The organism is Kluyvera sp. NPDC087067 (assembly GCF_044745165.1).
In the GTDB taxonomy this organism is placed as follows: Bacteria; Pseudomonadota; Gammaproteobacteria; order Enterobacterales; family Enterobacteriaceae; genus Kluyvera.
This window is the reverse complement of sequence record NZ_JBIUZS010000005.1, coordinates 248,053-262,303: the sequence shown is the minus strand read 5'-3', so window position 1 is coordinate 262,303 and position 14,251 is coordinate 248,053. Positions and strand designations below refer to the sequence as shown.

Sequence of the window (14,251 nt, the reverse complement as noted above, 5' to 3'; positions counted from 1 at the left end):
GCCTCAGAGATTATCTGATTGAGTTTCCAACTCCATTTAGGATTCTTAATGAATGCCGCGTACCTGCGGGAGAATATACAGAGGATGAAGTTCGCATCCGGGTGAGGTGTATTTGTTACTTTACAACGGAAGTTATTTTATCTGTGACACGCCTCATCGGGAAGGAATCATTTTTTCCTGGGCTCTTTTTACGCGATAAAAGTGTGATGTGCAACAGGCTTTTTCGCATTACATGCGGCATAAAAGTGACTGTTTTAGCAGAAGGTTAACAATAATAGTCAAATAAAACTTATGTTAATTAAGTGATCGCACAGTGAATGCATTGTGTTGTAAATGTGATCTAATTGATGAGGTGCATTATTTCCGTGTTGGGACAAAAAAATTAAATAAAACGATTTAATTTTCTTTTGTTATTTGTCGCTTTAATAGGGGTTTTCTTATTTTATGGATATACGAAAAGTGCATGGGAAATAATATCATTAGAATTAAGATTTCTTATTGAATATAGAAAATGTAAAGGTTTCTGCAAGCGGCAAAAAAAAATAGCGATCGCGATCATAATTATAAGGGTATGCACATGCGTTAAACGGAGCGTTGCGCAACGAATATCGCCGTTGCGGCAATAAATTGCCCGTCAGGGGTAAAATTTTTTCATTTTTTTAATTCTTAAAAATCATGAAGATAGATTAATTTTTAGCGAGAAAGTCCGCTAATTATGCTGATCCAATTTAATCTTCGCGCCAGCCGTGTCGTCTTTACTCATTACAACATCTGAATCACCTGGACGAATTAAAGGAATCAATATGTCTCTGTCTATCTTTACTAGCGCTTCTTCCATGGCATCTACCAATGCGATGAACAAATCTAACAACCTGCTGTCCACCGCAATGGAGCGTCTGGGCACCGGTAAGCGCATTAACTCCGCAGCTGACGATGCAGCAGGTCTGCAGATCGCAACTCGTCTGCAGGGTCAGACCAACGGTATGACCGTTGCACAGCGTAACATCTCCGACGCAACTGCACTGCTGCAGACCTCTGAAGGCGCGTTCGATGAAGTGAGCAACATCATGTACCGCATGAAAGACCTCGCAACTCAGGCATCGAACGACACCAACACTCAGAAAGACCGTGATGCAATCAACTCCGAGCTGAACGACCTGAACTCCGAGCTGAGCAACATCATGAACAACACCTCTTACGCTGGCGACAAGCTGTTCGGCGCATCCGGTAAGTTCGCGAGCGCTCTGAACTTCCAGATTGGTTCTTCTACTGATGAAACCATGAAAGTTGACCTGTCTGCTGAACTGAAAGGCAGCGGTACTGGCGCTCTGACCAACGCAAGCGGCAAGTTCACTGACATCCAGTCCGGTTCTTACATCAAAGGTGCAAGCGGCATCCAGCTGACTAGCGCAAGTGATGCACAGGCTCTGATGACCAACCTGGAAAAAACTCTGGATTCCGTGGGTTCCGTACGTTCTAAAATGGGTGCAAGCATTAACCGTCTGGGTCACACCGCGGCTAACCTGGCAAACATGAAAGACAACACCGACCTGGCGCTGAGCAACATTCAGGATGCGGACTACGCAACTGAAGCATCAAGCATGAGCCGTAACCAGCTGCTGGCGCAGACCAGCATGTCCATGCTGAAGCAGTCCAACAGCATGTCTAGCATGGTTATGTCCCTGCTGGGCTAATCCTCCCCGGATTAACGCAGAAAAAAACACCGCTGTCTGGCGGTGTTTTTGTATCCGGCTTCCTGTTTCCCCTGCCGGAAAAGCGGAAACGCCTGTTCCCTTTATTAATTAATTCTTTTGTAAACAACAACTTAAAAGTTGGCACGATAGTTGCTAAATCCATGGCATACCGATCATGGCTTGCGTGCCTGGAGAAACCATTATGTCTGATTTTGATCCTACAACCCTGGCAACACAGCTTGCAGGCTATGACATCCTTGCACTGCAAAATTCGATCAGCAAACAAACGTCGACGCTGGATGCGCAAAATAAAGCGCTGGCCTCTCTGCGCACCTCGCTGACCACTTTCCGCAGCGCGATTACGGCGCTGAACTCGTCCAGCGCCAGCGTGTTGAAAAACCTCGCGACGATGAACCAGGAAGGTATTGCGACCATCGATGCAAGCGCCAGCGCGCGTAAAGGTACCTATAGCCTGAACGTCACCCAACTGGCATCCGCCCAGCAGAAAGGGTTTGAAGGTCTGACCGATGACTCGATTAAAAATGCCTCCGGCACGCTGAAAATCAGCCTCAATGGTGAAGACATTGAGATTGATATGGATGGTCTGGATAGCCTGGCTGATTTTGCCGACGCGATTAACAAAACCGATTTCCCGAGCGCGTCAAATAGTGGTTCTTCGACTGCGACCACGGCTCAAAACGGCATCACCGCATCATTGATGCGCGTGAACGGCGAGGTTTCGCTGATCCTCAACAGCGACCAGAGCGGTGAGAAGTACGATATCCAGATGGATACCAGCGGCATGACCGCCGGTGCCGACATCTTTGCTAAACCGGAGATTATTACCGAAGGCAAGGATGCGAAATTCAAGCTGGGCGACTCAAATAAAGAGTACTCCAGCAGCTCAAACACCCTGGACGAACTGGTCGATGGTGTCTCCATTAAGCTCACCAGCACCACCGAAGCAGGAAAGCCGCTGGTTATCTCCATTGATACCGATGCGACTGAAACCAAAGCACAAATCCAGACGTTCATCGATGCCTATAACACCCTGCAGGAGACCATCTCCGGGCTGACCGCGAGCGGCAGCGGCAAGGCGGATTCACGCGGGGCCTTCGCCGGCGATGCCAGCATCTCCTCACTGAGCAGTGAGCTGAGCAATATGCTGCGCGGCACTTTTGGCGATCAGAACATGAGTAAGTTCGGTATTGCCGCTGATAAAGACGGCAAGCTCTCGATCGATTCTGACGTGCTGGAAGAGCAGCTCAAGAACGACCCACAGACCGTTGCGCAGTTCTTTAACGGCAATGACGGGCTGATTAAGAAAATGGATAAGTCGCTGGATAAATACCTCAGCACCAGCAGCGGCTTGCTGAAAGGTCGTCAGGACACCCTCGACCGCCAGCAGACCGATATCGACACCAAAACTGAAAAAATGAACTCGCGCTATGAGTCGTCCTACAACCGCTACCTCAAGCAGTTCACGCAGTTGCAGAAGCTGATGACGCAGATGAACAACACCATGAGTATGTTTAGTTAACGCTAAGGGAATTGATCTTTAATGTACGGTAATGAGCAGGAAGGCTACGGCCTGTACCAGCAATCCGATCTGGCGATTCAGGCTGCCGCAGCGAATCCACACCAACTGGTGTTGATGCTGTTCAACGGCCTGATGGATGAACTTGTCCGCGCCAAAAGTCACATCGCGGCACGCCGCTTTGAACGCAAAGCGCAGAGCGTCAATAAGTGCATTGATATTCTCAATGCGCTGACCAGCGCGCTGGACTTTGAAAAAGGCGGCGAACTGGCGCTGAGTCTGGCAAACCTGTACGACTACTGTGTCTATCGCCTGTATGACGCCAGCAACAAGCTTTCGGTAGAGAATATTGAAGAGATTGAAGTGATCCTCGGCAATATTCAGGACGGCTGGGAAAACATGGGCCAGACGGCATGAATACGCTACATGTCGTGCAAACGCTGACCCGGGCGCTGCGTCAGGCGACGGAAGATCACAACTGGCCCGCGGTACAAAACGTTGACGCCAAAATTGCCGAATTGCTGCCTGCAATTCGGCAAAACACGCTGTCAGCGGCCGAGCATCAGGCGCTCGATGCGCTAAAAAAAGTGCATCAGCAGGCGCGTGATTATTGCCAGGGGCAGAGCGATATCCTCGCCGCCAAAATGAACCTTGCGGCACGTAACCGGGAAGGGGCCACGGCCTACGCCCAGTTTATGGACGATGAGGGAATGCGCTAATGGATATTCTCAATCTTCCTCAGGGTTCAATGAACGGTTCCGGCCTGCCTGCGCAGGCCCAGCCGATTGCCGGACAGACCGCAGACACCGCCAATGCTCAGACCACGACCGGCTTTAGCGATGCACTGCTAAACGTGGTGGATTCGCTCATGGTGGGCCAGCGGTTGAAACCTGCCCGCGATATCAGCGTCAGCCCGCAGCCGCTCTCACTCGACGAGGATGATGACGCTCAGACCGACGACCTGTCCGGTACGGATTCGCTGCTTAAGATGAATTCCCAGCAGCAGCTGCTGGAAACGCTGCTGATGACCAGTCAGATGCCGGTACAAGCGGCCCATTATCTGGGCACGGGAACGGCTGTCGATGATGCGCTGATGGCAAATGGGCAGCCGACGATGGCTGCGCAGACGTTATCGATGGGCTTTACGCCATCGCTGTTGCAGCAACATCTGACTCCTGCGGCGACGGCAACCGGTGCCAGTAATGCGGACACGGCGGCTAACATCCTGCCGGGCAGCCAGCCTGTCTCCCCTACGCTTATGACGGCCATGACGCCGGTCGCGCCGTTACCAACGCAGGCGCTGGATACCGGTAATAGCTCGACGCCGGTCACCTCGACATCGTCCGTACCGGTGACCACCTTGAAGATGGATGCCGAGCCTTCACGCTGGAGCGAGCAGTTGCACAGCGCGCTGGGCGACCGTTTGCAGGTACAGGTAAAGCAGCAGATTCAGCACGCCACCATTCGTCTGGATCCACCGGATATGGGCAAGATAGATATCTCCATGCAGGTAGATAACGGACGCGTGCAGGTGCAAATCAACGCCAGCCACGCTGAGGTATATCGCGCCTTGCAGCAAACCAGTAACGACCTTCGCCAGAGTCTGACGGAACAAAACTTTGTTCAGGTCAACGTGCAGGTGTCCTCGCAGTCTGGAGGCCAACAGCAGGGCAAACAACAACACTTTACCGAACAACACTCGGCCATTCAGGCCGGTGCGGAAATGGAAGCTCATTCCGCGGCTTCACGCGATCGCCGTGAAGATGATTCGGTTCTCATGACGGTATAAGACACAGAAAATTATGAATGCAAAAACTCTCGCCTTCGGCCTCATTATCGCGCTCGTTACCGCCATGCTGGCGGCGGGCATGACGGTAGTGGGAACGCATCTGCTGCGCATGGATGAATCCACCGGCAGCAGCTTCTTATCCGGCATGTTCTCAAGCTCCGCGAGCGAATCGCCGGTGGAGTTCGTGGAAATTAAAAATGTGGTCATCACGCTGAAAGGCAAAACGCAGGCTGAACGCTACCTGCTGCTGGAGCTGAACCTGGCGACCAATAACCCGGAAGATACCCGTCGCGCGCAGGACATGATCCCGGCGGTACGCGGTGCCACGGTCAGTTTGCTGTCCGATATGGACTACAACGATGTGCGTTCGATGAACGTGAACGAACTGCATGACAAATTGATGACTGCCTACGCCAGCCGTTTCAAAAGCCTGAAGATGAGCGTGCCGTTTAACGACGTCATCATCAGCAAAATGGTCTTCCAGTGACAGACAGGCCGCAACAGAAATGATGGATTTTATTGCGAGTGACACCCTGACCCCGGCTGATGAAGCGCGCTACGTTAGCGCGTATTTACCGTTGGTGAATCGGGTGGTCAAGCAGCTTTCGTACCAGACCAGCAGCGTTATCGACCGCGAAGATATGGAGCAGATTGCCTTGATGGGTCTGCTGACTTCACTGCGTCGCTACGGGCATCCGGACGAACAGTTTGCGGCCTATGCCGTACAGCGTATTCGCGGTGCGGTGCTGGATGAACTGCGTCTGCTCGACTGGCGTCCGCGCCGTCTGCGACAAAAGACGCACAAACTAAACGACGGTATCCGCGAAATTGCGCGCCAACTCGGGCGGACGCCCAGTTTCGAGGATATTAACCGCCATCTGTCGATCACGGCAGAAGAGTACCAGGAATATTTATTGCTGGATTGTGCCAAAACGATAGAGAGCCTGGATGAGCTGTTAGGCAATGACGTCCACGCTGTGGCCCTGGACAGTCGTCCGATGGAGGACGAAGTGGTCGTCAGCCGGACGTTGCGCAGTGCGCTGGCAGCGCTGGACGAGCGTGAACAGCTGATCCTGACGCTTTATTACCAGCATGAGATGAGCCTGAAAGAGATTGCCCTGGTGCTGGATTTAACCGAAGCCAGGGTGTGTCAGCTCAACAAGAAAATCGCCCAAAAAATTCAGTCTTTTTTTGAGAAATAAAGAGTTATGCAAAAACTACTCGGTATCATCATCATCATGGCGTGTGTGGTCGGCGGCTTTATTATGTCGGGCGGTCACCTCGCTTCATTTTGGCAGCCAGGTGAAATTATCATCATTCTGGGTGCCGGTATGGGGGCGATGGTCCTCGCCAACCCGCGTGCCGTACTGTCGGAAATGTACCGCCAGTTCCGCGGCATCATGCGCAAAAACGAATACACCAACGAGTACCAGCGCCAGCTGCTGATGCTGCTTTATGAACTGCTGGAACTGGTGCAGGACGGCGGCCTGAAGGTGCTGGATGAGCACATCGAATCGCCGGAAAACAGCGCGCTGTTCCAGAAATACCCGTTGATGCTGCGCGATAACGCGCTGGTGACGTTTATCTCCGATAACTTCCGCCTGATGGCGATGGGCAAGATTAACGAGCACGAGCTGGAAGGGATCCTTGAGCAAGAGCTTGGTGCAATGGAAGAGAACCTGTTGCAGCCGTCACGCTCCTTGCAGCGTACCGCAGAAGCGATGCCAGGCTTTGGTATCTGTGCTGCGGTACTGGGGATCATCATCACCATGCAGTCAATTGACGGCTCTATCGCGGTCATTGGCGTTAAAGTTGCGGCGGCGTTGGTCGGCACCTTCCTCGGCGTTTTCTTCTGCTACTGCCTGATGGATCCGGTGGCGAACGCCATGGAACAGCGCACCAAAAAACAGATCGCGGTACTGGAATGTGTACGTACCGTACTGGTCAATCACGTCGCGGGTAAACCAACCCTGCTGGCGGTGGATGCCGGTCGTAAAATGCTGCCAATGGATACCAAACCGACATTTGCCACGCTCGACGGTTGGGTTAACCAGATGGTGGGTGAAGTCTGATGCGTAGCCGCAACAAAGAACACACCACTATCATTAAACGCTCCTCGCGCAAAAGCCATGAAGCGATGCATGGCGGCGCGTGGAAAGTGGCCTTTGCCGACTTCACGTTGGCAATGATGGCGCTGTTTATGGTGCTGTGGATTATGGGCGCGGTCACCGAAGAAGAACGTAAAGAGATTGTCTCGCTGTTAAACGGCGAGTCTATTTTTGACGGCAACACCATTACTCCGGTCACCCAAAAAGACGGTAGCGGCGGCCAGGTTGCGCTAATTGCAGGGCGACAGCCAAAGCAAAAAGAGCAGCCTAAAGAGGCGGCGGGAAAAGGCGCGGAGCTTGCCAAGCAGGCGAAAAAAACCGAAAGCCTCGACGAGATTAACGCCCGTTCGCGCAGTGAAATTGACGATCTGGCGCGCACCATCATGAAGATCACCTCAGCTTACGATGCGCAGGCCAACCTGAAAATGGAGATTGTTCCGCAGGGGCTACGCATTCTGATAACTGACGATCAGAAGCGCGAAATGTTCCAGCGCAGCAGCGCCATTCTGACGCCGTTCTTTAAACGTCTGCTGACGGAATTTGCTCCTGAGCTTAATAAGATCGACAACAAAATCATTATCACCGGACACACCGACGCCACGCGTTTTCGCGATCAGGTGTTGTACAACAACTGGAATCTCTCCGGTGAGCGTGCGATGCAGGCGCGCTCGGTGCTTGCCAATAATGGTCTGGATGTCAGCAAAATTTTGCAGGTGAGCGGCATGGCCGACCAGATGTTACTGGATCCGCAGCATCCGCTGAGCTCGGCTAACCGACGCATTGAAATCATGGTGTTGACGCATTCGGCCAGCGATTCGCTCTACCAGTTCTTTGGCCAGCACGGTGAGAAAGTGATTAAGCCGCTGGCTGACAAGATCTCCCAAAACCGTTAACCAGATAGCTATCGTTGTGAAAAGTTTCTTCCTTACCATCCTTTTTGTACCTGTTCGGGCGGCCTTAGCCCGTCAGGTACCTTTTTTTTCTCTTATTTTGATGCTGCTGATGCCGATTGGCTACGTCAGCGCAAAGCCTCAGCCGTTAAAGACGCCTGAAACCAAAACGGAAAGTGAAGCGCAAAAGCGCAAACAAAACCGCATACGCCTGCTTGCGGGATCTTTGAAACGCAAGGCTGTTGTCCCGCCGACGCCGGAACAAAAGCGTCGTGAGATCGCGCAAAAGCTTGCCGAGCGTGCGCAAAACCGCGAAATGCTCGCCATGCATAGCCGCTGGAAGCCCGGCAGCCTGGGCGGTTCAGAAACCCTGTGGAATGACGTGCAGGATGGTAAGACCGTCGCCAAATCGACGAAACCGCAAAAAAGCTTCCGCTTGCGCACCGTGTTGAATCGTCTGGAAAACCAGCTGGGTAAACCGTATCTGTGGGGCGGAAACAGCCCTACGGAAGGTTTTGATTGCAGCGGGCTGGTGTTTTACGCCTTTAACCATGTGCTGGACCGCAAGCTACCGCGCACCGCTAACGGTATGTACCGCGACGATGGCCTGAAATCGGTACACAAGGGCAGTTTGCGGCAGGGCGATCTGGTCTTTTTCAATATTAACCGCCGTCCCGGTGCTGACCATGTCGGCGTCTATCTGGGCGATGGTCGATTTATCGAAGCGCCGCGTACCGGGCTAAAAATTCGTATTAGCCAGCTGTCCGATGACTTCTGGCAATCACATTATCTTGGCGCTCGCCGCGTCCTGTAGGACGGCAGCGGCGCTGTAAAAAACACCTTTTGAATTGAGATTGTAACCATGACCGCAACGCGCTTGAAATTCGCCATTGATGATGGCTCAACTAACGTAAAAATCAGCTGGATTGAAAATGGCACCCTGAAAACCGTGGTGTCGCCAAACTCGTTCCGTAAAGACTGGAAAAGCGCGGCGCTGCTGCGCGGTCAGTCGGTGTACAACTACACCATCGGCACCACCAAATATACCTACGACGCCACCTCTGACAAGGCGCTGTCCACCACCCACATTGATTACCAGTATGACGATCTGAATCTGTTGGCGGTGCACCACGCGCTGTTGCTGACCGGTATGACGCCGTGCGACGTAGAAGTGATTGTGACTCTGCCAATTACCCAGTTCTACAACCCGGATGACTGCCAGCGTAATGAGAGCCGGATTGAGGCGAAACGTCGCAACCTGATGCGTGATATCTCCCTGAATAAAGGGGAATTATTCCGCATTGTTGACGTTCAGGTCATGCCGGAAAGCCTGCCGGCCGCGCTGTCGCATTTGCTGAACTCCAATGTCACTGAATTCACCAAGTCACTGGTGATTGACTGTGGCGGCACCACGCTGGATATGGGCGTGATCGTCGGTGAATTTGACGATGTCTCAGCGATTTACGGCAATAACGAAATCGGCGTAGCGATGGTCACCGACGCCACCCGCAAACTGCTGGCGGCGGCGGATAGCGACTCCAGCTACCTGGTGGCGAATGAACTGATTAAACGTCGCCACGACATGGATTTCGTCAAAAGCGTCATTAACGACGAATCGCGCATTGAAGAGATCCTCGAGCGCGTGGAGATTAAAATTCAGGAGCTGGGCGACCAGGTGGCCTACGAAGCGAAGAAATTCGCCAAGAACCCGAACCGCGTGTACCTGGTCGGCGGCGGCGCACACCTGATTGAATCGGCGGTGCGTGAAACCTACACCACGCTGGGCGACCGCGTAGTGACCATCGAAAACCCGCAGAGCGCGCTGTCTCGCGAAATCTGTCTGTACCACGCTGATACCGGCGTTGAAACCGTGGCGGCACCGCACATGGCAGAGGTGGGCGAAGATGAGTAACAGCAGGCACATTCGCCGCGTAAATCTCTCGCTGCATTTGTCGCCGGAACATTCGCGCGCAGACCTGCGCGCGATGCTGCAACTGAAAAAATGGCACCAGTCGCTGAATCAATCGGGAAGTAACCCGGGCGATGCCAGTATGGAAATGCGCCGTTTTCATCGCAACGTCTATCTTGCGGGGTTACAGCTTCAGCTGCTGAACCCGCAGTTGTGTAGCCATGTCGCCGAAGCCATGGGGCGCGAAACGCTCACGCTCAATGAACTGTGCAGCGAACTCGTGACCGCGCAGTTGCTGCCGCTTCCCGTTGCCGAAGCCCCGGCGCCTGAGCCTGCGAGCGCAAGCGTTGATTTTAGCAAGCAGCAGCTGCGACAGATGCGGGCGTTGATGTCTGATGCCCTCCAGCGTCAACCTGCGCCAGCGGCGGTTGCCGATGATGCTTCGCGTGAGGAACTGGCCCTGCTGCGAAGTGAAGTGGCGCAGCTCAAGACCCTGCTTAATCAGCAAAATTTGCTGCTCCAGCAGCTCAAAATGTCCGGCCGGGCAGCCACACCTGGTCCGGAATATGTGAAAAACGGACAGGCCGAGTCGCAGGAGCTGAGCACCCTGGGCGCGCCGTCGGAAAAAATGAAGCAAGTCCGCCAGAAAGGTATTTTCTAAGGCAGAGCATTGGCGTGAAGTTATGCCGTATCAGTAGGGGCTAGTGAGCCATGTACAGAAATTATGCGGGTAAGATTGCGGGCAAAAACTATGCGATCGTCGGTCTGGTTTTTTTAGGCTCGACGGCCCTCGCACTCTGGCTGATGTTTTGCCTTGCGCAGCGGCAGCTGAACGCCCAGATTGCTCACCAGGCTATCCCTATTCACAATGCGATTGAAAATCTGTTCAATGAAACAAAGCGGGTCGCTCGCGAGTCTGAGGTCTGGGTCGGTAAAGTCTGTGACCGGCAGCAAGAGGGGCGGCTAAATGCGCTGCTCGTGCGGGAAATGCGTATGCTGGCGGTGAGTTTGCTGGACGGAAATCGTATTTACTGTTCGTCCCTACTGGGAAACAAGGGCACCAGAATCAACCTTAGCTCCTTCAACCTGCAAGGGATGAAGATAGATGATTCGGTCGTCTCCGTGGGCATTCCAGCCTTATCCCTTTACCGGCGTTTCTCGCGCGGTGGCATCGTGGTGTCGGCGGATTTGCGATACCTGTGGGGTATCATGGGCAACACCAATAAAGATGAGCGCTTCATCTTGTTGCTGAATAACAACGTCCTGACGCAAAACGGCATTCTCAAAGGGCGCAAGGCGCTGCGTATCATGGCGGATTATCCGCAGCGCCAGACCTCGGGCGAGTATACGCTGGCCTGGCGTGCCCCCAGCCGCGCGGATATCTGGCGTGAGATCTGGGCATCTTCCCTCTACCTGCTGATTATTATCGTGATGCCGCTATTGCTGGCTGCGCTAACCTGGGCGCTGTTAACCCGCCGCCGTTCTCTCTATCAGCATCTGACTAACGCGGTACACCAGGATCGCATCATGCCCTGGTATCAACCGATAGTCTGCGCTCGCAGTAATCGGGTTATTGGGGCCGAGATCCTTGCGCGCTGGGAGCATCCTGAGATTGGTTTTGTGCCGCCGGAGATTTTTATTCCGGTGGCGGAGAAAACCCTGACTATCGGGCTGATGACCGAAAACCTGCTCAAACGGGTGATTGCCGACTGCCAGCGCCCGGACAACGTGCTGCCGGACGGCTTTATCTTCAACGTGAATATTAGCCACACTCACCTCTCCGCCAGCGATTTTGGCGCGTTCGCCCGTGAGTTTGCCGCGCGCTTCCAGCGGCTTGGTCAGCAACTGACGTTTGAATTCACTGAGAACGAACAAATTGAGATTAACGGCGACATTCTGGAGAAGCTGCAAATTATTCGCGAAAGTGGCATTGCTATTTCGCTTGATGATTTCGGCACCGGTTTTTCTAATCTTTCCTGGATAACCAGCCTGAGCCCGGACAGCATTAAAATCGACCGCATGTTTGTGAACCAGATTGCCCCCAACACCTCGACGCCGCTGATTAGCTGCGTCATTGATATGGCGCGCCAGATGGGCATTAAAACGGTGGCGGAAGGGGTGGAACATGACTATCAGGTTGCCTGGCTTCGAGAGAACGATATCGATTATTTTCAGGGCTATTTCTACTCCAGTCCGCTGACGTTTGGCGATTTTCTCGACTATTATCGCCACGATGTCATGACGCAGCATTTACGGATGCCGCCCTTCCCCCGCGACACTTCTTTACAGCACTGAAGCTGTCGGCTCGCTAAGATAACCTTCGTACACTAACGAGGTCATCATGAGCACATTTTTCACTCGACGCCGGGCACTGCGCTGGCTGCGCGAAGGCGTGATTTTCGTATTCATCGCGCTGGCGATCATCTGGGGCGTTGATAGGTATCGCCAACCGGCGTTGCCCGAGACTTTTACCGGGATGACGTTGCAAACGCTGGATGGGCAGGCGGTGGATCTGGCGGCCTTAAGCGACACGCGCCCGCTGCTGGTGTATGTGTGGGCCACCTGGTGTAACGTCTGCCGCTTCACCTCGCCCTCGGTCGATAAACTGGCGCGCCACGGCGATAACGTTATCAGCATTGCGATACGCTCCGGTGACGATGCGCGATTGGCAAAGTGGATGCAAAAAAAAGAGCTGACGATGCCGGTCATTAACGACGCGCGCGGCGAACTGGCGCAGCGCTGGCAGGTCAGCGTGACGCCCACGCTTCTGGTGATTGATAAAGGCAAACCGGTCAGTACCACCACCGGGTGGACAAGCTACTGGGGCATGAAAGCGCGCCTGTGGTGGGCCAGCATCGGCTGATTATTGCTTTATTGATAACAGTCTATTGCTATTTATACCATTTATGTATTAAGTCTGCGGTCGTATCCTTCTTCGCATCACGTTGCTTAGCGCAACGCCTCATTCGAAACAGGATACGACCATGAAAACCCTTACCGCGATTTTTACAGCTTCCCTTCTTTCCCTCGCAGCATTCCATGCTTCTGCGCAAAGCGTCACCGCCACCGGTTCTACCTTAGATACCGCGGAAGCGGCGATTGCACAGAAAGCCAAAGAGATGCATGCCTCTGATTACAAAATCATCAGCGCTCGCATGGGCAACACCGTCACCATGAGTGCGGAACTGTATAACTAAGAGGGGGAGAGACCATGCTATTCGATAACTATTTGCTTAACGCGCTGCCGCTGGCTAACCGTATTGTGATGCCGCCGATGACTCGTTCTCGCGCCGGGGCGGGCGATGTCGCCACCGACATGATGGCTGACTATTATGCTCAACGCGCCAGCGCCGGGCTTATCATCAGCGAAGGCACCCAGATAAGCCAGCAGGGCCAGGGTTATGCCTGGACGCCGGGGATGTATTCCGATGCGCAGATTGCCGGCTGGAAAAAAGTCACCGACGCGGTGCACCAGGCGGGTGGTAAAATCTTCGCCCAACTGTGGCATGTGGGCCGCGTCTCACACACGGTACTGCAACCGAACGGCGCGGCACCGGTTTCGTCTTCCGCCATTCAGGCTGACGGCGTGAAGGTGTTTGTCGATGTGGAAGGCCGTGGCCCGGAAAACGGCGTCGGCGCGATGATTCAGCACGACATGCCGCGCGCGCTGCGAACCGATGAGATCCCCGATATCGTCAACGACTATGCCCAGGCTGCCCGCAACGCGATAGCCGCCGGTTTCGACGGTATTGAACTGCACGGCGCAAACGGCTACCTGATTAACCAGTTTATTGATTCACAGGCCAACCTGCGCGATGACCAGTACGGCGGTTCACTGCACAACCGTCTGCGTTTTATGACCGAGGTGGTCACGGCGGTTTCAGCGGCTATTGGTAAAGAGCGCGTCGGTATTCGTCTGGCACCGCTCACCACGCTGATGGGCTCCCGTGACGATACGCCGGAAGCCACCTACCTGGCGGCGGCGAGCGTACTGAATGCGCTAGGCATTGCCTATATCCACATTGCCGAAGCCGACTGGGAAGATGCCCCGGTTATGCCCGCGGCGTTTAAAGAAGCGCTGCGCATAATCTTCCACGGCACGCTGATTTACTCCGGTAAATACACCAAAGCGCGGGCCGAAGAGGCGCTGGCGAAAGGCTGGGCCGATTTGATTGGTTTTGGTCGCCCGTTTATCGCCAACCCGGACTTGCCGTATCGTCTGGAACATGACCTACCGCTGAATGTGCCAGTGAAAGAGCAGTTCTTTGGCGGCGGTAAAGCGGGTTACATTGATTACCCAACCGCACAAAAGTAACCGTAGGCC

16 protein-coding genes are annotated in these 14,251 nt (G+C 53.7%); all 16 read left to right on the top strand.

Annotation, left to right across the window (positions count from 1 at the left end; translation table 11 throughout):
- Positions 1 to 803: 803 nt before the first annotated feature.
- The 16 genes from ACIPDS_RS14965 to ACIPDS_RS14890 all read left to right on the top strand — a co-directional run bounded on the left by ACIPDS_RS14965 (position 804) and on the right by ACIPDS_RS14890 (position 14,242).
- A complete protein-coding gene (locus tag ACIPDS_RS14965; protein ID WP_400737280.1) occupies positions 804 to 1,694 on the top strand; it encodes a flagellin in 891 nt (296 codons plus the stop codon).
- Positions 1,695 to 1,896: 202 nt separating this feature from the next.
- Positions 1,897 to 3,234: a flagellar filament capping protein FliD gene (fliD, locus tag ACIPDS_RS14960; protein WP_400737277.1), complete on the top strand. Its 1,338-nt coding sequence runs from the start codon at positions 1,897 to 1,899 to the stop codon at positions 3,232 to 3,234.
- Positions 3,235 to 3,255: 21 nt separating this feature from the next.
- Entirely contained in the window at positions 3,256 to 3,648 is a 393-nt protein-coding gene (gene fliS, locus ACIPDS_RS14955; RefSeq protein WP_166515215.1) for a flagellar export chaperone FliS, read from the top strand.
- The gene (locus ACIPDS_RS14950; protein WP_166515216.1) at positions 3,645 to 3,950 is read left to right on the top strand and encodes a hypothetical protein; all 306 of its coding nucleotides are present in this window, start codon (positions 3,645 to 3,647) and stop codon (positions 3,948 to 3,950) included. Before fliS ends, ACIPDS_RS14950 begins: the two co-directional genes overlap by 4 nt.
- Positions 3,950 to 5,020: a flagellar hook-length control protein FliK gene (locus ACIPDS_RS14945; protein ID WP_400737272.1), complete on the top strand. Its 1,071-nt coding sequence runs from the start codon at positions 3,950 to 3,952 to the stop codon at positions 5,018 to 5,020. Before ACIPDS_RS14950 ends, ACIPDS_RS14945 begins: the two co-directional genes overlap by 1 nt.
- Positions 5,021 to 5,033: 13 nt before the next feature.
- Positions 5,034 to 5,507, top strand: a complete 474-nt coding sequence (gene fliL, locus ACIPDS_RS14940) for a flagellar basal body-associated FliL family protein (protein ID WP_166515217.1) — start codon at positions 5,034 to 5,036, stop codon at positions 5,505 to 5,507.
- A 19-nt stretch (positions 5,508 to 5,526) separates the two neighbouring features.
- Entirely contained in the window at positions 5,527 to 6,222 is a 696-nt protein-coding gene (locus ACIPDS_RS14935; protein ID WP_166515218.1) for a FliA/WhiG family RNA polymerase sigma factor, read from the top strand.
- Positions 6,223 to 6,228: 6 nt separating this feature from the next.
- On the top strand, positions 6,229 to 7,092 hold the full coding sequence (motA, locus tag ACIPDS_RS14930; protein WP_400737267.1) for a flagellar motor stator protein MotA: 864 nt from the start codon (positions 6,229 to 6,231) through the stop codon (positions 7,090 to 7,092).
- Entirely contained in the window at positions 7,092 to 8,021 is a 930-nt protein-coding gene (gene lafU, locus ACIPDS_RS14925; RefSeq protein WP_400737264.1) for a putative lateral flagellar export/assembly protein LafU, read from the top strand. The genes motA and lafU overlap by 1 nt, the downstream gene beginning before the upstream one ends.
- Before the next feature lie 109 nt (positions 8,022 to 8,130).
- A complete protein-coding gene (locus ACIPDS_RS14920; RefSeq protein WP_400737261.1) occupies positions 8,131 to 8,832 on the top strand; it encodes a C40 family peptidase in 702 nt (233 codons plus the stop codon).
- A 48-nt stretch (positions 8,833 to 8,880) separates the two neighbouring features.
- Positions 8,881 to 9,930: a plasmid segregation protein ParM domain-containing protein gene (gene parM / locus ACIPDS_RS14915; RefSeq protein ID WP_400737258.1), complete on the top strand. Its 1,050-nt coding sequence runs from the start codon at positions 8,881 to 8,883 to the stop codon at positions 9,928 to 9,930.
- Positions 9,923 to 10,588, top strand: coding sequence for a hypothetical protein (locus ACIPDS_RS14910; RefSeq protein WP_400737254.1), 666 nt, complete (start codon positions 9,923 to 9,925; stop codon positions 10,586 to 10,588). The genes parM and ACIPDS_RS14910 overlap by 8 nt, the downstream gene beginning before the upstream one ends.
- A gap of 50 nt (positions 10,589 to 10,638) precedes the next feature.
- Positions 10,639 to 12,222: an EAL domain-containing protein gene (locus ACIPDS_RS14905; protein WP_400737251.1), complete on the top strand. Its 1,584-nt coding sequence runs from the start codon at positions 10,639 to 10,641 to the stop codon at positions 12,220 to 12,222.
- A gap of 46 nt (positions 12,223 to 12,268) precedes the next feature.
- Entirely contained in the window at positions 12,269 to 12,790 is a 522-nt protein-coding gene (locus ACIPDS_RS14900) for a protein disulfide oxidoreductase (RefSeq protein ID WP_400737248.1), read from the top strand.
- A 121-nt stretch (positions 12,791 to 12,911) separates the two neighbouring features.
- Positions 12,912 to 13,124 (top strand): DUF1471 domain-containing protein, encoded by a 213-nt coding sequence (locus tag ACIPDS_RS14895; protein WP_400737245.1) that lies wholly within the window; start codon positions 12,912 to 12,914, stop codon positions 13,122 to 13,124.
- 14 nt (positions 13,125 to 13,138) lie between these two features.
- Positions 13,139 to 14,242: an alkene reductase gene (locus tag ACIPDS_RS14890; RefSeq protein ID WP_400737242.1), complete on the top strand. Its 1,104-nt coding sequence runs from the start codon at positions 13,139 to 13,141 to the stop codon at positions 14,240 to 14,242.
- Positions 14,243 to 14,251: the final 9 nt, after the last annotated feature.

Bases quoted from the DNA above. Each gene is read 5' to 3' on its own strand.
- ACIPDS_RS14945 (WP_400737272.1), top strand. From the start codon at position 3,950: ATGGATATTCTCAATCTTCCTCAGGGTTCAATGAACGGTTCCGGCCTG.
- ACIPDS_RS14900 (WP_400737248.1), top strand. From the start codon at position 12,269: ATGAGCACATTTTTCACTCGACGCCGGGCACTGCGCTGGCTGCGCGAA.
- ACIPDS_RS14950 (WP_166515216.1), top strand. From the start codon at position 3,645: ATGAATACGCTACATGTCGTGCAAACGCTGACCCGGGCGCTGCGTCAG.
- fliL (WP_166515217.1), top strand. From the start codon at position 5,034: ATGAATGCAAAAACTCTCGCCTTCGGCCTCATTATCGCGCTCGTTACC.
- parM (WP_400737258.1), top strand. From the start codon at position 8,881: ATGACCGCAACGCGCTTGAAATTCGCCATTGATGATGGCTCAACTAAC.
- fliS (WP_166515215.1), top strand. From the start codon at position 3,256: ATGTACGGTAATGAGCAGGAAGGCTACGGCCTGTACCAGCAATCCGAT.
- ACIPDS_RS14905 (WP_400737251.1), top strand. From the start codon at position 10,639: ATGTACAGAAATTATGCGGGTAAGATTGCGGGCAAAAACTATGCGATC.
- ACIPDS_RS14890 (WP_400737242.1), top strand. From the start codon at position 13,139: ATGCTATTCGATAACTATTTGCTTAACGCGCTGCCGCTGGCTAACCGT.
- lafU (WP_400737264.1), top strand. From the start codon at position 7,092: ATGCGTAGCCGCAACAAAGAACACACCACTATCATTAAACGCTCCTCG.
- ACIPDS_RS14910 (WP_400737254.1), top strand. From the start codon at position 9,923: ATGAGTAACAGCAGGCACATTCGCCGCGTAAATCTCTCGCTGCATTTG.
- ACIPDS_RS14965 (WP_400737280.1), top strand. From the start codon at position 804: ATGTCTCTGTCTATCTTTACTAGCGCTTCTTCCATGGCATCTACCAAT.
- ACIPDS_RS14895 (WP_400737245.1), top strand. From the start codon at position 12,912: ATGAAAACCCTTACCGCGATTTTTACAGCTTCCCTTCTTTCCCTCGCA.
- motA (WP_400737267.1), top strand. From the start codon at position 6,229: ATGCAAAAACTACTCGGTATCATCATCATCATGGCGTGTGTGGTCGGC.
- fliD (WP_400737277.1), top strand. From the start codon at position 1,897: ATGTCTGATTTTGATCCTACAACCCTGGCAACACAGCTTGCAGGCTAT.
- ACIPDS_RS14920 (WP_400737261.1), top strand. From the start codon at position 8,131: ATGCCGATTGGCTACGTCAGCGCAAAGCCTCAGCCGTTAAAGACGCCT.
- ACIPDS_RS14935 (WP_166515218.1), top strand. From the start codon at position 5,527: ATGATGGATTTTATTGCGAGTGACACCCTGACCCCGGCTGATGAAGCG.